The organism is Sphingomonas trueperi (assembly GCF_040545965.1).
GTDB lineage: Bacteria > Pseudomonadota > Alphaproteobacteria > Sphingomonadales > Sphingomonadaceae > Sphingomonas > Sphingomonas trueperi_C.
The window spans coordinates 588,126-609,033 of sequence record NZ_JBEPMV010000001.1 but is presented as its reverse complement, the minus strand read 5'-3'; the positions used below and the strand labels follow the sequence as shown (position 1 = coordinate 609,033).

General features: G+C 68.3%; 18 protein-coding genes. 7 read left to right on the top strand and 11 right to left on the bottom strand.

What is annotated here, in order from left to right:
• Complete coding sequence (locus tag ABIC35_RS02855) at window positions 1-1,197, bottom strand: alpha/beta hydrolase (protein WP_220667305.1); 1,197 nt, start codon at window positions 1,195-1,197, stop codon at window positions 1-3.
• Between the two features lie 338 nt (window positions 1,198-1,535).
• Here ABIC35_RS02855 and ABIC35_RS02850 point away from each other — a divergent pair, with 338 nt between their 5' ends.
• Window positions 1,536-2,201: an acetylxylan esterase gene (locus tag ABIC35_RS02850; RefSeq protein WP_354278240.1), complete on the top strand. Its 666-nt coding sequence runs from the start codon at window positions 1,536-1,538 to the stop codon at window positions 2,199-2,201.
• Between the two features lie 8 nt (window positions 2,202-2,209).
• On the top strand, window positions 2,210-3,655 hold the full coding sequence (locus ABIC35_RS02845) for a family 43 glycosylhydrolase (RefSeq protein WP_121078848.1): 1,446 nt from the start codon (window positions 2,210-2,212) through the stop codon (window positions 3,653-3,655).
• Between the two features lie 9 nt (window positions 3,656-3,664).
• On the opposite strand, the gene ABIC35_RS02840 is transcribed toward ABIC35_RS02845, so the two are convergent.
• Both ABIC35_RS02840 and ABIC35_RS02835 read right to left on the bottom strand, forming a co-directional pair.
• A complete protein-coding gene (locus tag ABIC35_RS02840; protein WP_121071632.1) occupies window positions 3,665-4,126 on the bottom strand; it encodes a hypothetical protein in 462 nt (153 codons plus the stop codon).
• On the bottom strand, window positions 4,123-5,067 hold the full coding sequence (locus ABIC35_RS02835; protein ID WP_121071631.1) for a sterol desaturase family protein: 945 nt from the start codon (window positions 5,065-5,067) through the stop codon (window positions 4,123-4,125). The genes ABIC35_RS02840 and ABIC35_RS02835 overlap by 4 nt, the downstream gene beginning before the upstream one ends.
• A gap of 136 nt (window positions 5,068-5,203) precedes the next feature.
• Here ABIC35_RS02835 and ABIC35_RS02830 point away from each other — a divergent pair, with 136 nt between their 5' ends.
• Window positions 5,204-6,100, top strand: coding sequence for an MBL fold metallo-hydrolase (locus tag ABIC35_RS02830; RefSeq protein WP_436286764.1), 897 nt, complete (start codon window positions 5,204-5,206; stop codon window positions 6,098-6,100).
• Window positions 6,101-6,106: 6 nt separating this feature from the next.
• Here ABIC35_RS02830 and atzF read toward each other — a convergent pair whose 3' ends face one another.
• The 8 genes from atzF to ABIC35_RS02790 are packed head-to-tail and all read right to left on the bottom strand — an operon-like array spanning window position 6,107 to window position 16,094.
• Window positions 6,107-7,861, bottom strand: a complete 1,755-nt coding sequence (gene atzF / locus ABIC35_RS02825; RefSeq protein WP_121071629.1) for an allophanate hydrolase — start codon at window positions 7,859-7,861, stop codon at window positions 6,107-6,109.
• Complete coding sequence (gene uca, locus ABIC35_RS02820; protein ID WP_121071628.1) at window positions 7,858-11,460, bottom strand: urea carboxylase; 3,603 nt, start codon at window positions 11,458-11,460, stop codon at window positions 7,858-7,860. Before uca ends, atzF begins: the two co-directional genes overlap by 4 nt.
• The gene (locus tag ABIC35_RS02815) at window positions 11,457-12,092 is read right to left on the bottom strand and encodes an urea amidolyase associated protein UAAP2 (protein ID WP_121071627.1); all 636 of its coding nucleotides are present in this window, start codon (window positions 12,090-12,092) and stop codon (window positions 11,457-11,459) included. Before ABIC35_RS02815 ends, uca begins: the two co-directional genes overlap by 4 nt.
• Window positions 12,092-12,910, bottom strand: a complete 819-nt coding sequence (locus tag ABIC35_RS02810; RefSeq protein WP_121071626.1) for an urea amidolyase associated protein UAAP1 — start codon at window positions 12,908-12,910, stop codon at window positions 12,092-12,094. Before ABIC35_RS02810 ends, ABIC35_RS02815 begins: the two co-directional genes overlap by 1 nt.
• Window positions 12,907-13,350: a CopG family ribbon-helix-helix protein gene (locus tag ABIC35_RS02805; protein ID WP_206364592.1), complete on the bottom strand. Its 444-nt coding sequence runs from the start codon at window positions 13,348-13,350 to the stop codon at window positions 12,907-12,909. Before ABIC35_RS02805 ends, ABIC35_RS02810 begins: the two co-directional genes overlap by 4 nt.
• A 32-nt stretch (window positions 13,351-13,382) precedes the next feature.
• Window positions 13,383-14,189 (bottom strand): ATP-binding cassette domain-containing protein, encoded by an 807-nt coding sequence (locus ABIC35_RS02800; RefSeq protein WP_121071625.1) that lies wholly within the window; start codon window positions 14,187-14,189, stop codon window positions 13,383-13,385.
• Window positions 14,186-15,001, bottom strand: a complete 816-nt coding sequence (locus tag ABIC35_RS02795; protein WP_121071624.1) for an ABC transporter permease — start codon at window positions 14,999-15,001, stop codon at window positions 14,186-14,188. Before ABIC35_RS02795 ends, ABIC35_RS02800 begins: the two co-directional genes overlap by 4 nt.
• 13 nt (window positions 15,002-15,014) lie before the next feature.
• Window positions 15,015-16,094 carry a putative urea ABC transporter substrate-binding protein gene (locus tag ABIC35_RS02790; protein WP_121071623.1) on the bottom strand — a complete coding sequence of 360 codons (1,080 nt, stop codon included), beginning with the start codon at window positions 16,092-16,094 and terminating at the stop codon, window positions 15,015-15,017.
• Window positions 16,095-16,317: 223 nt separating this feature from the next.
• On the opposite strand from ABIC35_RS02790, the gene ABIC35_RS02785 reads away from it, so the two are divergent.
• The 4 genes from ABIC35_RS02785 to ABIC35_RS02770 are packed head-to-tail and all read left to right on the top strand — an operon-like array spanning window position 16,318 to window position 20,763.
• Entirely contained in the window at window positions 16,318-17,880 is a 1,563-nt protein-coding gene (locus ABIC35_RS02785; protein WP_121071622.1) for an ATP-binding response regulator, read from the top strand.
• Entirely contained in the window at window positions 17,870-18,787 is a 918-nt protein-coding gene (locus tag ABIC35_RS02780; protein WP_121071621.1) for a response regulator, read from the top strand. Before ABIC35_RS02785 ends, ABIC35_RS02780 begins: the two co-directional genes overlap by 11 nt.
• Window positions 18,784-20,328, top strand: coding sequence for a tetratricopeptide repeat-containing sulfotransferase family protein (locus tag ABIC35_RS02775; RefSeq protein ID WP_121071620.1), 1,545 nt, complete (start codon window positions 18,784-18,786; stop codon window positions 20,326-20,328). The genes ABIC35_RS02780 and ABIC35_RS02775 overlap by 4 nt, the downstream gene beginning before the upstream one ends.
• 60 nt (window positions 20,329-20,388) lie before the next feature.
• Complete coding sequence (locus ABIC35_RS02770) at window positions 20,389-20,763, top strand: hypothetical protein (protein WP_121071619.1); 375 nt, start codon at window positions 20,389-20,391, stop codon at window positions 20,761-20,763.
• The last annotated feature ends 145 nt before the right edge of the window (window positions 20,764-20,908 follow it).

Below are 20,908 nucleotides of genomic sequence, written 5' to 3'. Positions count from 1 at the left end.
TCAGTCGCGGAACAGCAACGGCGCCATTTCGTGCAGGCTGCGGCGCCAGGTCTGGAACTCATGCCCCGTGCCCGGCGAGACGTAGAAGGCGCTGGGGACGCCGGCCGCCTTGATCGCCTCGGCATTGGCGCGCGGATCGACCTTGGGGCCGCCCTTCGGGCCCGAATGGCCGCCTTCCAGCTCGCGGCTGCCGAAGCTGACGAAGGTGAGCTTCACCTTGTCGCGATAGCCGGGCGTGGTGTTCACATCCTCCAGCGAGACGGTGCCGCCGCTCAGCAGGCCGATATAGGCGAAGCGATCGAGATTCTTGAGCGCGATCAGCTTGGTCTCGAACCCGCCCATCGACAGGCCGGCCATGGCGCGGTGCTTCTGGTCGGCCAGCGTGCGGTAGTGCGCGTCGACATAGGGGACCAACTCGTTCAGCAGCACGGTCTGGAACGGCTTGATGTCGAAGCTGGCGAGGCCGCCGGGCTGGCCGGGGCGCACCTCGTTGGTCATGCCGTAGGTCATGACGATCAGGAACGGCCGCGCCTTGCCCGCGGCGAGCAGGTTGTCGAGGATCAGATTGGCATGGCCCTGGTTGCTCCACGCCGTCTCGTCCTCGCCCCAGCCATGCTGGAGATAGAGCACCGGATAGCGGGTGCCGGCGTTCTTCTCGTAGCCCGGCGGCGTGTAGACAAAGGCGCGGCGCTGGGCGCCGGTGCTGGGCGAGGGGAACAGGATCTGCTCGACATGGCCGTGCGGCACGTCCTTGAGCGCATAGAAGTCGGCGTCGTGCGCGGGGATCTCGATGCCGCTCTCCCAGCGGGTGGAGCCGTAGAAATTGAGCGTGCCGGGATCGTTGAAGGTGCCGCCGTCGATCGTCAGGTGGTAGTAGTGGAAGCCCTCGTCGAGCGGGCCCTCGGTCGTGCCGGTCCAGCTGCCGTCGGCCGCCTTGGCGAGCGTGGTGCCGCCGCGGCCGCCCAGGCCCAGGCTCACCTTCACGGCCGTCGCCTCGGGCGCGACGACGCGGAAGCGGACATAGCCCTGCGAATTGACCTGCGGATATTGCTGGCCGGGCTGGTTGAGGGTCGAGGGCTTGAAGTCCTCGGCAATCGGCACCGGCGCGGCTTGCGCCGAGGCCGCCGGCGCGGTCTGGGCCTGGACGGGGTGCACGGCGAGCATGGCCGCGGCCATGGCGGCATACGTGATCTTCACGGCGGTTCCTCCCCTAAGTGCCGCCGGCGTCTTGGGCCGGAAGCCTTGGATGTTAGCGCACACATTAGGACAGTTTAGTCGGAGAAAATCAAGCAGCGATGCCGCGTTGTCGGTATCTTGCGTAATATCGCTATAGCATTGGAAAACCTGGTGGAAGTTCTTTGGGTTCGCCTGGTGCGCGCATGGCAATCGTTTCGCCAGTTGACGGCGCAGTGCGGCCCCGCCTAGCCATGTTGTTACCGATAACAACGACGACCGGTTCGAGTCGTCGCGGAGAGGAGACATTGGCGATGGGCAGGCCCCGTTCGGCTGCGCGATGGTGCGCGCTGGCATTGGCGTTGACCGCACCGGCCGCGCTGCACGCGCAGACCGCCGGCATGGTGGAAGAGAAGCTGCCGCCGCCTACCGGCCTCGCGCCCTATTTCACCCCGGCTTCCGCCGATCCGATCGCGCCTGATGCGGATGGCTTTCTCCGCCGCTGGCTGTTGCTCGAACCGGTGGTGAAGCCCAACCGCACCAACACCGGCTTCACCCCCAGCTATGTCCGCGCAGCAATCGCGCCCGCCACCTATCCCGGCAAGTTCGAGGCCGTGCCGCGCGACGGCGACAGCGCGCCCGGTGCCTTGCGCTGGCACGCGCTCGATTCCAGCCTGTTCGACATCAAGCTCTTTTACCTGGCACAGGGCCTCGGCAAGCCGACTTACGGCGTGATCTTCTGGGCGGTGACGGTGGTCAATGCGCCCCGCGAGATGCGTGGCGTGCGGCTGGCGATGGGCTCCAACTCGGCGTCGCGCTGGTGGCTGAACGGCAGCGAGGTGGCGGGGCTGTATGGCGACCGGCGGATGGTGATGGACGATGTCGTCTCGCGGCCGATCACGCTGCGAAAAGGGCGCAACGTGCTGCGCGGCGCGGTGATCAACGGCCCCGGCCTCAGCGATTTCTGCGCCCGCTTCGTCGACGAAGACGGCAAGCCGATCCGCGACATCTCGATCGACGTGAAGTGAGCAACGCCATGAAGTTCGCAAGCCTCCCGCTCGCCGCGCTGTTCCTGCTCGCGCAGCCCCAGGCCGCCTCTGCCCAGCTGGCGGGCGAGCCGTTCATCCACGATCCTTCGACGATCACCTATTCCGACGGCCGCTGGTGGACCTTCGGTACGCGGGGCGGGGGCCTCGTCTCGGAGGACGGCTGGACCTGGCACAGCGGCGGCGAGCGGCCCGGCGGCGGCGTCGCGCCCGACGTGATCAAGATCGGCGATCGCTTCTACGTCGCCTATGCGGTGGGCGGCGGCGGCATGAACGGGGGGCACGCCAGCAACGTCAAGGTGATGTGGACCAAGTCGCTCGATCCCAAATCGCCCGACTTCGGCTTCCACGATGTCGGCGTGGTCGCCTCGACCAACGGGCTGGAGCCGGCCGATGCGATCGACCCCGCCTTCCTCCTCGCGGAGGGGCGGCTGTGGCTCAGCTACGGGACGTACTACGGCTATATCCGCATGCTCGAGCTGGACCCCAAAACGGGGGACAAGATGCCGGGCAGCCAGCCGGTCGACGTCGCGATCGACATGGAAGCCACTGCGCTGATGTACCGCGACGGCTGGTATTATCTGCTCGGCACCCATGGCACCTGCTGTGACGGGCCGAACTCCTCGTACAATATCCGCGTCGGCCGATCGCGCAGCCCTACGGGGCCGTTCGTCGACAATATGGGCGTGCCGCTGCTCAAGGGCGGCGGCAAGCTCGTCGTCGCGGGGCGCGGCCGGCAATATGGCTCGGGGCATTTCGGGCTGCTCGACCTGGGCGACGGCGTCGAGAAATTCTCGATGCATTACGAATCGGATCTCGACCGCGGCGGGCGCAGCGTGCTCGGCATCCTGCCGCTGCTATGGAAGGATGGCTGGCCGGTGGCGGGCGAGAACCTGTCGGCCGGCACCTACGAGATCCAGTCCGAGCGCGGCGGCGGGGCGCTGGAGCTTGCGGTCGATTTCGTCCGCATGCCGTTCGATGTCCGTCGCAGCTTCTTCGCCAAGCCCGGCGACCCGACTGGGCCGATCCCTAACCAGACGCTCGCCGAGAACCGCGTCAGCTGGCCCGAGGGCGCAATCGAGGTGGACCTGGGCGACTATATGATGCGCGCGCACCAGCTCTGGTCGATCGCCCCGGCGGAGGGCGCGGGCGGGGCGTTCGGGGCGCCTTATTACAAGATCCTCATTGCCGGCACCGAGCGTGCGCTGGCGGTGGGGCCGGAAGGTACCGTGCAGGCGGTGCCTGCCTTCACCGGTGCGGCCGAGCAGCTCTGGCGGATCGACCAGCTGACCAATGGGAGCTACCGCATCCAGCCCAAGGCGCAGGCGGACGCCAAGCGCCCCAGGGCGCTGGTCGCGATCGGGCGGAGCACGCCCGCGCTGATGCCATTCGATCCTGCCAGCGACAGCGGTCGCTGGACCTTCCAGCGGCCCTGAGGCGTCTCGTCAGGCCGGCACCGCCTCGGCGGTGTCGGTCCCGAGCAGGCGTTCGCGGAACAGCTTGTGGGCGTTGCGCTGCTCGATGACACGGCCGGCGAGGTACAGCGCCGCGAAGATACCGGCGAAGACATAGCCGGGGATGCGCATCGGCTGCGCGGCATAGGCCAGCGCGGCAAAAGGCGCAGGCGCGATGAAGCACCAGAGCAGAGGATGGCTGGTCAGGTCGTAGCGCAGCGCCGGGCCGTCCTCGGTCTCGACGAACTGCAGCGTGCCATGCTCGAACGAGGCGAGCTTGTCCTGCGAGTCCGGATTGTCCTTGTGGAACATCAGCGTGTCGAGGCCGCGCTCCAGCGTGGTGCCGCGCTCCTCGAACACCGGCTCCAGCGCATGGAAGGAGGTGGGGCGGGCGGGCAGCGCTAGGGTGCCGCGGACGTGCCAGATCCAGTCGATCGCGCGCAGCCAGCTCATTCGGCGGCCACCGCTTCGGGCATGCGGGGCGCGCGCAACTGCTTGGCCCAGCGGACCACCGGCCGGAACGGGTAGACCATCTGCTCCTTGATCCCAAGCCGGCGGCAATCGTCGAGCCCGACATGCGCCGCCTCGGAGTCGCGGCAGGTGCCGAAGATCCGGTCGATGAAGATGAAGGTGTTGGCGTAGTTGGTCCGGCTGCTGTCGTAATCGGGCGAGTGGTGCAGGCTGTGGTGCTCCACCGTGTTGAACAGGAAGGACCACCAGCGCGGCGTGTTGAAGCGGATATTGGCATGGGTATAGGCGCCGATGGCCATACCGATGCCCCCGGCGAGCAGCGCGGCGCGGGGCAGGAAGTCGAAGAAGCCGCCCAGGCTGAGGCCGATCAGGAACAGCTCGATCGGGTTGCCCACGGAGCCCTTCAGCGCGTTGAGCTGGGTGATGTGGTGGTGCGGCGCATGGGTGAGCCACAAGGGCGTCCAGTTGTGCATCCCGCGATGCATCCAGTACTGGCAGAAATCGAAGATCAGCAGGATCGCGAGCGCCTGGAACAGGATCGGGATCTGCGCGGCCCAGGCGGTCTTGAAGTGGAAATAATGCTTGATCGCATCGATGATCGCGTCGTCGCCGAAATGCTTGCCGGCATATTTGATCAGCGTGTAGCTCATGCCGACATAGAAGAGATCGCTGGCGAGCTCTTTCCAGGTCAGCCGCCAGTGGCGATGGCGCTCGCTGATCCGCTCCATGCCGAGCAGGCAGAGCTTGAAGACGATGCCGATGCCGACCGCGACCGAGGCCTTGGCGATCGAATCCGGCGCCAGGGTCCAGAACAGCACCATCGCGAGGAGGACTGCGGGCTGGAACCAGGTGAAGATGAAGCGCTTGACCGGGCCGCCCTGCACGCCGGTTGCCTCGAAGTTGGTCGGTACAGCTGCATCCATGATCGCGCCCGGTCCTCGCCCGTGATTCCGATGACGGGAAGATGACCGAAACGGGCGCTGCACGCCGTAAGTCGTTTGACGTAGCGGGGGATTTCGCGGCTTGTGGGGCGCCGAACGGTGGCCCAGCATGGCCGGCATGAACCGGATTCAACGCTGTTTCTCGCTCGCGCTTGGCGCTTCCCTGCTACTTGGCGCGGCGGACCCGAAGCCGCTGGCGTTCGCGCCCTGGATCAACGGCACCGCGGCGAACGAGCCCGAGACGCAGGTGCAGGCGATCGACCGCGACACCTTCGTGATCCGCCAATCGGTAAAGACCAATTTCGAGGCGCCGTTCCTGTATCTGATCTTCGGCCGCGACCGCGCGCTGCTGCTCGATACCGGCGCGGGCGGGCTCAAGGTTCGGCCGACGGTGGACCGGCTGATTGCCGACTGGCAGGCTAGGCACGGCGGCCGCGCGATCCGGCTGGTGGTCGCGCATTCGCACGGCCATGGCGACCATCACGCCGGGGACGACGAGTTCCGGGCCAAGCCGGACACCGACGTGGTGGGGCTCAAGCCCGCCGAGGTGGCGTCGTTCTTCCACTTCACCCATTGGCCGCGCGACGTGGCGCGCTTCGACCTGGGCGGGCGGGTCCTCGACGTGCTGGCGACCCCGGGGCACCAGCCGGCGCATATCATGGTCTATGATGCGCGGACGCGGCTGCTCTTCTCGGGCGACATGCTCTATCCGGGGCGGCTTTACGTGCCGCTCAACCATTTCGACGATTTCCGCGCGAGTGCGGGGCGGCTGGCGGCGTTCGCGAAGACGCACCCGATCCGGGCGCTGCTCGGCGCGCATATCGAGATGACGACCACGCCGGGGAAGGACTATCCCATGGAAGCGCCGGTGCATGCCGACGAGCATCCGTTGCCGCTGGCCCCCGCTGTGATCGAGGAACTCCGCGCCGCGGTGGAGAAGGCGGGACCGGTGCCGGCGATCGACCGGCACTCGGATTTCATCGTCTACCCCGTGCCCGCGCGGCCGAACGACTGAGGCCGCTCAGCCTCGCGCGATATAGGCGCGCCAGCCGCCGAGCGCGGTGATATCCTCGGCACCCGTCATCGCGCGCGGTTCGGCGACGAAGCCCTTGACCATGCTGCCGTCCGCCAGCGTGACCGTGCCGATCGCGAGCGGCGGCGGCACTTCGGCGACGAAGCTGCCGAACGCGGCCATGTCGAGCTCGTAGACTTCCAGCGCGATCGCCGCACCGTCCTCGCTATGGACCAGCGCGGGCTTGGGCGGCACGCTCTCCGCCATGGCGTAGAGCTTGTAGGTCGGCGCGGTGGTGGTCGACTCGACGAACTTCGCCTCGCGCGACGTCAGCTGCCAGTGGAGCGGCATGCCTTCGAGATGGGCGCCTACGACCGCGAGCTTCACCGTTTCCATCCGTCCCTCCAGGTCCAGCGGCGGCGGGGATGCCGGCGCGGGGAAAAGTGCGTTCGCCGCGTCGAGCAGTGCGCGATCGGTGCCCGCCGGGCCCATCAGCGTCACCCCGAAGCCGACGCCGCTGGCATAGCTGCCGGCGGGCACGGCAATGGCGGCCATGTCGAGCAGGTTCACGAAATTGGTGTAGGCGCCGAGGCTCGCGTTCAGCCGGATCGGTTCGGCGAGCATCTCCGCCACGCGGTAGCTGGTCGGCGCGGTGGGGAGGGCGAGCAGGTCGACCTGCTCCCACATCGCCTCCGCAAGGCGGGCGAGTTCGGCGAGGCGATAGGCGCCGTTGAACGCATCTATCGCGCTGTAGCCGAAGCCGCCTTCCACGATCTCGCGCACCACCGGGTGGATCGCGTCGGGGTTGTCGATCAACAGGGCCTGCAGTGCGGCGGTGCGCTCGGCGACCCAGGGGCCGTCATAGAGCAGGCGCGCGGCTTCATCGAGCGGGGCGAGGTCGATCTCGACCAGTTCGGCGTTGAAGCCGGCCAGCGCCTGGCGGTAGAGATATTCGGACTCGATGTCGCCGAACCAGCGGCATTGCTCGGCGCGGGGCACGCCGATGCGGCGACGGGCGCGGGGTACGTCCGGCAGGTCACGGGAGAGCGAATCCGTCGCGTCGAAGCCGGCGGCGATGCTGTCGACAAGCGCGGCATCCTCGGTGGTGCCGGCGAAGACGGTGATGCAATCGAGCGTCCGGCACGCAGGCACGAGGCCGGTGCTGCTCCAGCGGCCCTTGCTGGGCTTGAGCCCGACGAGATGGTTGAACGCGGCGGGCACGCGGCCCGAACCGGCGGTATCGGTGCCGAGCGAGAAGGCGACCAGCCCGGCGGCGACCGCCACGGCCGAGCCTGAGCTGGACCCGCCGCTCACCCAGGCGCGGTTATAGGCGTTGCGCGGGATGCCATAGGGGCTCCGCGTGCCGTTGAGGCCGGTGGCGAACTGGTCGAGATTGGCCTTGCCGACCGGGATCGCGCCGGCAGCCACCAGCTTCGCGACCACGGTCGCCGACTGCTCGGGCTGATAGGCAAAGGCGGGGCAGGCGGCGGTGGTGGAGAGGCCGGCGAGGTCGATATTGTCCTTCACCGCGAAGGGCACGCCAGCCAGCGGCAACGTCTCGCCCGCAGCGACACGCGCATCGACCGCAGCGGCAGCGGCGCGGAGCGCATCGGGGTCGAACCGCGAAATCCACACGGCCGGCTGGATCGCATCATAGGCGTCGAGCCGCGCCACCACGTCCTCGATCACCGCGACCGCGCTGCGGCGGCCCGCCTGCACCTCGGCGGCGATGGTCGCCACCGAGAGCCGGTCGAGCGCCGTCATGCCCGCACCAGCGCCAGCACCGGCGAGCCTGGGGTGACGGTCTGGCGTTCGGCGACATAGAGCGCCGCCACCGTGCCTGCTGCCGGGCTGGTCACCGGAAACTCCATCTTCATCGCTTCGAGCACAGCGATGGTCTCGCCCGCGTCGATCGGGTCGCCGACTTCCTTGAGCAGCTTCCACACGCTGCCGCCGAACGGTGCCTCGACGAGCTCGGCACCCTCAGGCACCGTCACCGCTTCGTCGGCGCTGTCGTCGGCGGTTTCGGTGAGGCTGGCGACGCGGTCGAACTCGCCCTTGCGTTCCCAGTCCGCGCGCTCGGCGGCGAAGGCGGCGTTGCGCTGCTTCTCGAAAGCGGCGATGGACCGCGCGTTCTCGGCGAGAAATTCGCGATAGTCGGAGAGTCGGAACTCGGTTTCCTCGATCTTGATCTCGCGGCGCCCAAGCGGGAAGTCGCGTCGCCATTCGGTCAGCTCTTCATGGCTGACGGGAAAGAAGCGGATCTGGTCGAAGAAGCGCAGCAGCCAGGGCTTGCCCTCGGCGAAGGCGCCGGTCTGGCGATAGGTGTTCCACACCTGGATGGTGCGGCCGAACAGCTGGTAGCCGCCCGGACCCTCCATGCCATAGATGCACATATAGGCCCCGCCGATGCCCACCACGTTGGGCGGCGTCCAGGTGCGGGCCGGGTTGTACTTGGTGGTGACCAGCCGGTGACGCGGGTCGATCGGCGTGGCGACCGGCGCGCCGAGATACACGTCGCCCAGGCCGTAGACGAGGTAGCTGGCGTCGAAGATGATCCGGTGGACCTCCTCGGCGCTGGCGAGGCCATTGGCGCGGCGGATGAACTCGATATTGTCCGGGCACCAGGGCGCGTCGTCGCGGACCACGCGCATGTAGCGCTGAATCGTCTCGTGGATCGCAGGGTCGTTCCAGCTGAGCGGCAGGTGGACGATGCGCGAGGGGATGACGAAATCCTCGAGGTCGCCGAGTGCGTCCTCGATTTGCACCAGCCGCTCGATCAGCGCCGCCTCCTTCAGGCGGATGCCGTCGATATGCACCTGGAAGGAGCGGATGCCCGGCACGATGTCGAGGATGCCCGGCAGCGCGAGTTCGGCGAGCGCGGTGGTCGCGGCATGGACGCGCAGGCGCAGCTCGAGGTCGAGCGTGATCGGGCCATATTCGACCAGCAGGTTGCGGTCGCCCTGGCGGCGGAACAACACGCGCGGGCGGCGGCCCTTGGCGGGGAGGTCGATCAGGATCGCGTCGCGCCCGCCGCCCTTGGCGGGGCTGGTCGCGGTGGCGGTACGGCCTTCGATCCACGCTTCTTCGGCTTGCGCGGCGGCATCGGCCTCGTCGAGGCTGACCTGCTCGAACTGGATGCGGTCGCCCGGCGCGAGCTGGCCGACCTTCCACAAATCCGCCGCGATCACCACGAACGGGCAGACGAAGCCGCCTAGCGAGGGGCCGTCGGGGCCGAGAATGATCGGCATGTCGCCGGTGAAATCCAGCGCGCCGATCGCATACGGGTTATCGTGGATGTTGGACGGGTGGAGCCCCGCCTCGCCGCCATCCTTGCGCGCCCAGTGCGGCTTGGGGCCGACCAGCCGCACGCCGGTGCGGTTGCTGTTGTAATGAACCTTCCATTCGGCCGAGAGGATGGTGTCGACGTCCTCCGGCGCGAAGAAATCGGGCGCGCCGTGCGGGCCGTAGAGGACGCGGATTGTCCAGTCGGGGCCGAGCTGCTCCTGCTCGATCGCACGGGGGCCGGGGATCACGGCGGGAGCGTGGTCCGTCAGGTGCAGCGTGTCGCCGACGCGGAGCACGCGACCGCCATGACCGCCGAACTCGCCGAGATCGAAGGTGCTGGCGCTGCCGAGATAGCTCGGCACGTCGAGCCCGCCGGCGAACAGGATATAGCCGCGCATGCCCCCGCCGGTGACCCGGCCGAGCGCCAGCGTCTGCCCTTCGGTGATAGCGATCGGCTTGTTGCGCTCGACCGGCTTGCCGTCGAGCGTCGCGGCGAAGTCGGCGCCGGTGAGGACGATGCGCGTCGCGGTGTTGAACTGGAGCGTTGGGCCCGTCGCGGTCATCTCCAGCCCGGGCGCGGTGCTGTCGTTGCCGAGCAGCATGTTGCCGAGGCGGAAGGCGCGCGCGTCCATCGGGCCCGAGGGCGGCACGCCGATGTCCCACAGCCCGACGCGGCCGGGATAATCCTGCACGCTGGTCGCGGTGCCGGCCGAGCGGACGACGATGCTCTGCGGGCGGTGGACCACGGTTTCGAGCGAGCGCGTCGACACGTCGCCGGTGACGAAATCCTCGCTGCGGGCCACGTCGCGCAGCCAGCGGACATTGGTCTCGATCCCGGCGAAGCGGGTGCGGTCGAGCGCCGCCTGCATCGCCGCGACGGCGGACTCGCGGTCCTCGCCATGCACGATCAGCTTGGCGAGCATCGGATCGTAGAAGGAGGAGACGGCGCTGCCCGATTCCACCCAGCTCTCGACGCGAACGCCTTCGGGGAAGGCGACGTCGGTAAGCGTGCCCGAGGCCGGGCGGAAGTCGACTGCCGGATCCTCGGCATAGAGCCGCGCCTGGATCGACCAGCCCTTGGGCGCAGGGACGGCGGTGTCGAGGAAGCTGTAGTCGCCGCCGGCGCCGCGCACCATCCATTCGACCAGGTCGACGCCGGTCACTTCCTCGGTGACGCCGTGCTCGACCTGGAGGCGGGTGTTCACTTCGAGGAAGAACCAGTCCTCGCGCGCCGGATCGTAGAGGAACTCGACGGTGCCGGCGGAGCGGTAGTTCGCGGCCTGGCCCAGCCGCACCGCCGCCTCGATCAGCGCCGCGCGGACGCGTTCGGGCAAATGCGGGGCGGGGGCCTCTTCGACGACTTTCTGGTTGCGGCGCTGGAGCGAGCAGTCGCGCTCGCCGAGCGCCACGACGCGGCCCTGGCCGTCGCCGAAGATCTGCACCTCGACATGGCGCGCGCGGGGCACGAAGCGTTCGAGGAACAGCCCGGCATCGCCGAAATTGCCCGCACCGAGGCGCGCCACGGCGGCATAGCCGTCGCGTACCGCCTGGGCATCAGCGCACACGCGCATGCCGATGCCGCCCCCGCCGGCGGTCGCCTTGAGCATCACGGGATAGCCGATGCGTTCCGCCGCTTCGAGCGCGGCCTCGACACTGTCGAGCAGGCCGGTGCCGGGGGCGAGGGGGACGTTCTCCGCCTCGGCCAGCGCGCGGGCGCTGTGCTTGAGGCCGAAAGCGCGGATGCTGTCCGGGCTCGGGCCGATGAACGCGATGCCGGCGGCCTCGCAGGCTTCGGCGAACGCGGCGTTCTCAGAGAGGAAGCCATAGCCGGGGTGGATCGCGTCGGCGCCGGTTTCCTTGGCCGCCGCGAGGATGCGGGCGACGTCGAGATAGCTTTCCGCCGCCGGGCCCGGGCCGATCCGCACCGCGATGTCGGCAAGCGCGACATGGCGCGAAGCCTCGTCGGCATCGGAGAAGACGGCGACCGAGCGGATGCCCATTGTCTTGAGTGTGCGGATGATCCGGCAGGCGATCGCCCCGCGATTGGCGATCAGGACGGTGCGCACCCCGCTCATGCGGTGACGATCATGCGGACGGGGGTGGGATTGAAGCCGTTGCAGGGATTGTTGATCTGCGGGCAATTCGAAACGACCACGGTCACATCCATTTCTGCGCGCAAGTCCACGGTCAGGCCGGGCGCCGAGATGCCGTCGACGATGCCCAGCGCACCATCGGCCTCGACCGGCACGTTCATGAAGAAATTGACGTTCGAGACGATGTCGCGCTTGCCGCGGCCGTCGCGGAGATTGGCCTCCAGGAAATTGTCGACACAGGCGTGCTGCGCCTTGGTGAAATGGCCGTAGCGCAAGGTATTGGACTCGCAGGAGCAGGCACCGCCGATCGTGTCGTGATACTCTACCGCGGTGGCGGTGATCGTCATCATCGGGCGGCCCTCGTTCGAGCGCAGCACGCTGCCGGTGCGCAGGAAGATGTTGGCCTGCGCCGCGATCGTGTCCTGCGCGCTGTAGCGCTCGGCATCGTCGTGGGTGGCGTAGAGGAGGAAGTCGACGGCCTGGTTGCCTTCGAGGTCGACGACGCGGAGCGTCTCGCCCGCCCTCACCCGGTGCAGCCAAGGGGCGCGGGCGGGGACGATCTCGTCATGGATTACCCGGCCGGTGAGGCCGGCAAGCGCCATATCCTGTCCCATCAGCGGCGGACCCAGTCTTCGGTGTTGAGGAAGGCGCGCTGCCGCTCGGGCGTCGCGTTGCGGATCGGATCGTCCTCGGCCGTTACCGGGCCGCGCCAGGCGGTGGCGCGCAGCGGCTTGACGGTCCAGGGGCGCGGATCAAGGACGTGCGGGCAGTTGGCGAGCACGACGATCAGGTCCATCTCGGCGCGCAGCACCAGCTTGCGGCCGGGCGCGAACGGCCCGAGCTGCGGTTCGGTGGTGCCGTCGGCGGCGATGCGGACACCCTTGAACAGGTTCACGCAGGGGTGGACGTCGCGGCGACTCAGGCCGTGCTTGGCGGCACCCAGCAGCAGCCGGTCGCGGGCATTGGGGGTCGGCCCCGAATTGCTGCCGTCGCCGTAAAGGCGTGCGTTCGACGCGGCGTTGGATGCGCCGCAGAACGCGTCATGTGTACCGGCGTCATCGTGCTCGATGCTGGCGAGCACGCGGCCCATGTCCGAGAGAAACAGGCTGCCCTCGCCGAGATAGGCGTTCCACTGCACCTTCACCGTGTCGGCGACGTTCAAGCGCTCGGTGGGCATCGCGGCGTTGAACAGCTGGAGCGAAACACACGCGTCGCCCTGCACGTCGATGAGCCGCAGCCGGGTGCCGCGCGACAGCGCTCGGCTGGCATAGCCGCCCGCGGCGATCGTCTCTTCCCAGACGAGGTCGTCGGCCGATACGCCCAGGGGCAGGTCGTCCGCCTGGGGCGGCAGGATCGGCATCGCCTCGACGACGGTGCCGGCCATCGCGCGTGCATGGTCGCGTGCGGCATTGGGGTCGGCGAGTGTGCTCATGCCGCCTTGCTCCCGGTTGGGGCCGCCGCCTCGTCCTGCTCGTGGAGCGGGGGCAGCAGCGCGGTGGTGGTGAAGAGGCGGAGTTGCTGCACGCCGCGTACCTTGCGCAGCGCATCGCACAGGTCGCGCAGCCGCCGTGCCGGCCCCTGGACCAGCAGCACCTCGAGCGACTGATCGTCCTCTAAAAACACATGCTGCGAGGAGATGACTTCCTTCAGATACTCGGCCTGGGTCTGCGCCAGCTGGTGGCGCACCCGGCCGAGGTCGGCGCGGTAGACCAAAGTGATCGTGCCCGCGAGCATCTCCTCGGGACGCGAGGCGGCGCTTTGCTCGGCGAGCTCGTCGCGGATCAGCTCGGCGATCAGCTGCGAGCGCGAGGGAAGCCCGCGGTCTTCCACCATTTCATCGAGCTGGCGGAAGAGTTCGGCGGGCAGGCTCATGCTGAGCCGGGCGAGGGAGGAGGACGGTTCCTTCACAATGATTCCTCTTTCCCGGTTATTACTGATTCTGTCAATCGTAATACTTCCTGCTGCGCCTCGACGATCGCCTCGCGCCGCTTGCGGGTGAGGTGGAGGTCGTAGACGGCGGTCGCGCCGAAGCGGTGCGGGGCGTGCGGATCGATGCGGCGCTTGTCGAAGGTGAGCACGCGGGTGCCGAGGTTGAACGCCTCGGAAATGTCGTGGGTGACCATCAGCACGGTGAGCGCATGCTCCTCCCACAGCTTGAGGATCAGCCGGTGCATGTCCTGGCGGATGCCGGGATCGAGCGCGCCGAACGGCTCGTCGAGCAGCAGCACGCGGGGGCGGGCGATCAGCGCCTGGGCGATGGCGAGCCGCTGCTGCATGCCCCCGGAAAGCTGGGCGGGGTAGAGGTCGAGCGCGTCGCCCAGGCCCACCTCGGCGAGCATCGCGGCGGCCTCGTCGCGGGCGCGGCGGCGGGCGGCGCCGAACAGCCGGGCGGTGAGCGGCGCGCCGACGCATTCGCGTTCGAACATCACGTTCCTGAGCGCGGTCAGATGCGGGAACACCGAATAGCGCTGGAACACCACGCCACGATCGGGGCCGCACTCGCCGGGCAGCGGCGTGCCGTCGAGGAGGACCTTGCCGCGCGTCGGCCGTTCCTGGCCGAGCGCCAGCCGGAGGAAGCTGCTCTTGCCCGCGCCCGAGGGGCCGACGATCGAAACGAAGCTGCGCTCGATGATGTCGAGCTCGACGCGTTCGAGCACGACCTTGTCGCCATATTCGAGCCAAACATTCTGGAAGGAGAGGAGCGCGCTCATCGGCCGGCTCCATGCGCCCACGCAAAGGCGCGCTTGCTGAGCTGGGCCAGCGCCACGTCCATCAGGATGGCGAGGATCGAGATCCAGGCGACGTAGGGGATGATGATGTCCATCGAGAGATAGCGGCGGACGAGAAAGATCCGATAGCCGAGGCCGATGTCGGACGCGATCGCCTCGGCCGAGATCAGGTACACCCAGGCGGGCCCGAGGGAGAGGCGGATGCCTGCGATCAGCCGGGGAAGCGCCTGGGGAAGTGCCACGCGCAGCGCGAGCTGCCAGCTGCTGGCGCCGAGCGTCTGCGCCTTGATCAGCTGTTCCTGCGGGATGGCGGTGATGTGGTCGGCGAGGTCGCGGATCAGGAAGGGCGTTACGCCGATCACGATCAGCGCGACCTTGGCGGTGTCGCCCAGCCCGAAGACGATGAACAGGATCGGCAATAGCGCGATCGGCGGGATCACGGCGATGGTGGTGACGAAGGCGCCGAAGGTGGCGCGGGCGGCGGGCAGCACGCCCAGCACCATGCCGACGAGCAGCGCCGACAGCGCGCAGATGCCCAGCGCCATCCCCAGCCGCTCGAGACTGGCCAGCGTATCCGCCCAGAAGAGCAGCCGGCCGCTCAAAGGATCGGCCTGGGCGAGCAGATTGTGCATCGCCTCGACCATCGCGCCCGGCGTGGGCAGCAGCTTGTCCGAGGGGTTCTCGGCGTGCCGCGCGGCCGAGGCGAAGAGGTAGACGATCGCCACCAGCAGCAGCGGCAGGCTCCCCAGCAGCCAGCCGGTGCGGCGGCGGGGACGGATGTTCACCCAGCGCATGAGCGGACCGGCCTCAGAGCTTGCCGGCCGCGGCCAGCTCCATATAGGTCGGGTCGAAGCGCAGCTTGACGTTGTTCGCGTCGCCGATCGTCTTGCCCGGCACCGAAATGCCGATCGCGTCGGCGGACTTGGCGCCCTGGCCGAACAACCCCTTCGAGAAGCTGAAGTCGCGCACCTTCACCATGGTGGCGCCGATCGCCGGCGATTTGACCGCGGCCACCGCATCCTGCGGCGTGGCATAGAGGTGCGTGGTGGTGAGCTGTGCGTCGAAGGCCTGCGGGGTGGCCCCGGCGAGCTTGGCCATCGCGGCGCGGGCAGCGGCGCCGGCGGCGTCCTTCTTCTGCATCAGCTGGATCGTTTCGTACCAGATGCCCGCCAGCGCCTTGCCCAGATTGGGGTTGGCCTTGAGCGTCGCGGTGTCGACGGCGAGCAGGTCGAGGATCTCGGCGGGGACCTGGCTCGAATCGAATACCTTGGTGGCGCCGGGCAGCTTGGCGACTTCGGTCAGCTGCGGGTTCCAGGTGACCACGGCGGTGGCGGCCGGGTTGGCGAAGGCGCCGACGATGTCCGCATCCGAGGTATTGACCGTCTTCACATCGGAAAGCTGGAGACCGACCGTGGAGAGGCCGCGCGCGAGCAGGTAATGCGAGACGGAGAGCTCGACGAGATAGACGGTGCGGCCCTTGATGTCGGCGAGGCTCTTGGCGTTCTTGAGGACGATGCCGTCATTGCCGTTGGAATAATCGCCCAGGATGATCGCGCTGGTATCCTTGCCGCCGGCAGCGGGGATGGTGAGCGCGTCCATGTTGGTGACGGTGACGCCGTCCAGCTTGCCGGCGTTGAACTGGTTCACCGACTCGACGTAATCGTTCACCTGGGTGAAGTGGATCTTCACGCCATATTTGTCGGCCCATTTCTTCACGATGCCGGCCTGTTCGGCATAGGGCCAGGGCATCCAGCCCGCATAGATCGACCAGCCAATATTGAACTCGGTGCGCGCCTTGGGTGCAGTGCCGCTACCGCCGCACGACGCCGTCGCCAGCATCGCGCCCGCCGCTACCGCGATCCGCGCCTTGGAAACCCATTTTGTCATGATCGACCCCCATCTTCGCAGCGCGAGAAAGCGCGAATTTCAGCCGCCGGACGGTCGCATCCGATATTACGTTTGCTCAATCCAGTAATACGACTTATAGGCATGTCGTATGGCATGTGTCACCCCAAATCGTGATGCTGCAATGCGTCATTCAGGCACTGGAGAGCCCCGGTTTCGGGGCGCTGCCGCCGCGCGTCCTTGCAGGCGAAGGGGCTGAACCGACATGGCGATGGCGCGCATTCTTGGAACGATCTGCCTGGGGCTCGCGCTGGCCGTCGCTGCCACTTTTGCCCGGCTGTTCCTGAAAGCGCGCGACGGCCATCGCGCCGCCGAGGAGGCGAGTCGCGCGCAGACCGAACGGCTCTGCGCCGAGATTGCCGCACATCAGGAAACCGAGGCGGCGCTGGCCAAGGCCAAGGAAACCGCCGAGGCCGCCAATGCCGCCAAGACCCGCTATCTGGTGGCGGTGAGCCACGAGATCCGCTCGCCGCTCAACGCCATCTATGGCTATGCCCAACTGCTCGAACGCGGCGATTCGATACCGCCGCGCGAGGCGGGCGGGGTGATCCGCCGTTCGGCCGAGCATCTCACCAACCTCGTCGAAGGCCTGCTCGACATCTCGCGCGTCGAAAGCGGCGTGCTCCAGGTGCGGCAGGAACTGGTGCGGCTGCCTGCCTTGCTCGACCAGGTGGTGGAGATGTTCCGCGTCCAGGCCTCGGCCAAGGGGCTATCGCTCGACTATGTCGTCGAGGGCCGGCTGCCCGCCTATGTCCGCACCGACGAAAAGCGGCTGCGGCAGATTCTGATCAATCTCCTGTCCAACGCGATCAAATATACTGACAAGGGCGGCGCGACCCTGACCGTGCGCTACCGCAGCCAGAGCGCCGCGATCGAGGTGCGCGACACCGGGCCCGGTATCCCGGCCGAGGACCTGGAGCGGATCTTCGAGCCGTTCGAGCGGGGCCGCGAGCCTGATACGGTGATGCAGCCTGGCATCGGGCTCGGCCTCGCGATCACCCGCGTGCTGGCGCGCATCCTGGGCGGTGAGGTGACGGTGACGAGCGAAGTGGGGAAGGGCAGCAGCTTCCTCCTCCGCCTCCTCCTACCCGAGCCGATCGAGGCGCCCGCGGGCGCGGCGGCCTATCGCCGCGTCACCGGCTATGAGGGCCCGCAAAAGACGATCCTGGTGATCGACGACAGCCCCGCCCAGACCACCGTGGTCAACCATCTGCTGCGCCCGCTCGGCTTCTCCGTGTTCGAGGCGAGCGGCGGCGCGGCGGGCCTCGCGCTCGCCGAGCATTGTTCGCCCGATCTCGTGCTGCTCGACATCCAGATGCCGGGCACCAGCGGCTGGGACATCGCCGACCAACTGCGCGCGCGCTTCGGGGCGGGGCTGCGCATCGTGATGGTCTCGGCCAATGCGCATGAATTCCATGCCGGTCGCGACGGCCGCCGCGCGCACGATGCCTTCCTCACCAAGCCGGTCGATCTCGACGCGCTGCTCGACATGATCGCGCGCCAGCTGGGGCTCAACTGGATCGTCGAGGATGCCGAACCGGTAGCAGCAACCCCAAGTCCACCGATGGCACTGCCCGAGTCGGCGGCACCCTATCTCGATGCGCTGCGCCGCTTTATGAAGCTCGGGCATGTCCGTGGAATTGAAACGACACTCGTGACTTTGGAGAGGGACGTTCCCGAAAGCGCCGACCTCGTCGCGCGGCTGCGGCCGCAGCTGGAGGCGTTCGATCTGCGCGGGCTGGCAAGGACGCTCGACGATGTCGGCTAGCGATCCCGGCGCCACGATCCTGGTGGTGGACGACACCCCCGAATCGCTCCGCTTCCTCACCGCGACGCTGGAGCAGGCGGGGATGACGGTGCTGATCGCGGTCGATGGGCTCGCGGCGCTGGAACTGCTGGAGCATGGCACGCCGGACCTGATCCTGATGGACGCGGTGATGCCGGGGCTCGACGGGTTCAGCACCACGCGGCGGATCAAGCAGGACGGCCGCTTTCGCCACGTGCCGGTGATCTTCATGACCGGGCTGACCGAGAGCGAGCATGTCGTGCGCGGGCTCGATGCCGGGGCGGTCGATTATGTTCACAAGCCGATCGTGGTGGACGAGCTGCTGGCGCGCGTATCGGTGCACCTCGCCAATGCCCGGATCGCGCAGAGCAGCCAGCTGGCGCTGGATACGGCCGGGCGGCCGTCCTTCGCGGTCGATGGCGAGGGGCAGACCGGCTGGCTGACCCCGCTCGCCGCCGATACCATCGAACGGCTGTTCCCCGACTGGTCGCCCCGGGCGCTGGACTTGCCCGACGAACTCGCCGCGATCGTGCGGCGGCTGCAGGATCCGGCGGTGCCGCCGGGCGCGCAGGCGACGCTGCAGATCGGCGACAGCGCGCTCCAATGCAGCTTCCTGCGCCAGACCAGCGCGCGCGAGTGGCTGTTCCGCCTCACCGAAAAGCGTGAGGGCGATGCCGAACGCATCCTCGCCGAGCGTCACGGGCTCACCTCGCGCGAGGCGGAGGTGCTGGTATGGCTCAGCCGCGGCAAGCAGAATCGCGAGATCAGCGAGATCCTGGAGATCAGCCCGCGCACCGTGAACAAGCATCTCGAGCAGATCTTTCAGAAGATGGGCGTTGAGAACCGCGCTTCGGCGACGGCGATCGCCGTGGCGACGCTCGCGGGATGAGCGCGGCGGCGGCGCGGGCGGCGCTGGAGCAGGGCGATTTCGAGGCGGCGACGCGGCTCGCCTCGGCGGCGCTGCCGGCCGCCGAGGGTGCCTTCCTGCTGGGCGTGATCGCGGCGGAGCAGGGGCGGGTCGGCGAGGCGATCCGGCAGATCGAAGCGGCGGTGGCGGAAGCTCCGCGGGGCGAATATCGCGCGCAGCTCGCCCGGCTCTACACGTTGGTGCGGCGCGATGGCGAAGCGGCGGTGCAGCTCGCAGCGGCAAAGGCTGACCCGCCTGGGGATGCGCTGTCGCGCGATACGATCGGCTGCGTCTATGCCCGGCTCGGCGACCATGAGGCGGCGCTGCCGCATTTCGAGGTCGCGGTGGCGCTGGCGCCGGAGAACGACGCATTCCTTTATAACCACGCGGCAACGCTGAGCTTTCTCGGGCGTGTGGACGATGCCGAAGCGGTGTTGGAAACGCTGCTTGCGCGCAGCCCGGACGATGCCCGGGCCCATCATCTGCTCGCCGGGCTGCGCAAGCAGGGGGCGGCGCACAACCATGTCGCCCGGCTGGAAGCGGCCAAGCAGCGCGCACGCGGCCCCAACCGGCTGCTCACCGGCTATGCGCTGGCCAAGGAGCTGGAGGATATCGGCCGCGGCGACGCGGCGCTGGCCTGTTTGTTGGAAGTGAACGCAGAGCACCGAGCTGCCCTCGGCTATGATCCGGCGCGCGATGCGGCGATCGTCGATGCAGTGGCGGGAAGCTGGCCGGCCTTCGCCGCCGCGCCGGTCACGGACGCACCCGCCGAGGCGCCGATCCTGATCATCGGCATGCCGCGCACCGGCACGACGCTGGTCGACCGAATCCTCGCCGCGCATCCGGCGGTCGAGAGCGTCGGCGAGCTCCAGGCCTTGCCGCTGGCGGTAAAGGCCGCCTCGGGCACGCGCAGCCGCACGGTGCTCGATCCCGAGACGCTGCATACGGCGGCCGGCACCGATCTCGGCGCGATCGGGCGCGACTATCTGGCGCGCGCGGCGCATCATCGGCGGCTGCCCGAGCGGCGCTTTGTCGACAAGTTTCCCGGCAATTTCCACTATGCCGGCATTGCCGCGCGCGCCCTGCCCGACGCGGCGATCGTCTGCCTGCGCCGCAACCCGATGGACACGGTGCTGGCCAATTTCCGCAACCTGTTCGCGATCGGCTCGCGCTATTACGACTATAGTTACGACCTGCTCGACATCGCCGCGTACGTGGCCGGGTTCGAGCGGCTGATGGCCCTGTGGCGCGCGGCGCTGCCCGGGCGGATCCTGGAGCTGCGCTACGAGGATATCGTCGCCGATCAGGAAGGTGCGACCCGTCGCCTGCTGGCGCATTGCGGGCTCGATTGGTCGGAGCGGTGCCTGGAGTTCCATGCGCAGGGCGGGGCGGTCTCCACCCCGAGCGCGGCGCAGGTCCGCCGCCCGATCTACCGCGACTCGGTCGCGCGCTGGCGCAAACACGAAGCGGTGCTGGCGCCCGTCTCCGCCTATTTCGCCGAACGCGGTATCGCCACCGACTGAGCGCGGCGTACGTCAAACGGCGCATGGTGCGCCGCGGCGCGCTCCGGCAGCCTGGCGCGCATGGCAGTATTCTCCCGTCTCGCCTTCGCCGCCGCGCTGCTGATCGCACCGGCGGCGCATGCCGACCCGCGTCCGACCGCCAAGCTGGTGCGCTGTTCGGAAGGCGACTGCCTGCTGATCCGGGGAACGCGCAGCTCCGCCGCCCAGACGATCACGATCAACGACCGGGCCGTCGCGGCAAGCGGCGGGCGCGGCTGGGAAGTCCGCGTGCCGGTGGCGGCGGTGCGGGGCTTGGCCTCGCCCTTTGCCCGCACGCTCGACGTGGCGGTGGTCGATGCGGCCGGGCAGGTCGAGCGGCGGGAAACCGTCCGCCTGCCGGTTGGCCTGATGGGGTACACCACCGAGCTCGCCTCGCTGGTAGTACGTGCGCGATGATTTGTAATAATGACGGAGTTAGTTCCTGAAGTATGAAGAAAGGCTGAAGCTGTAATACACGATTGCTGCGCTGCAAAACTTGCCGTATCGCGTGATACGGAAGTTACGTAGCCTGTTTATAGCTTTTCAACTTGCCGTTTATGGT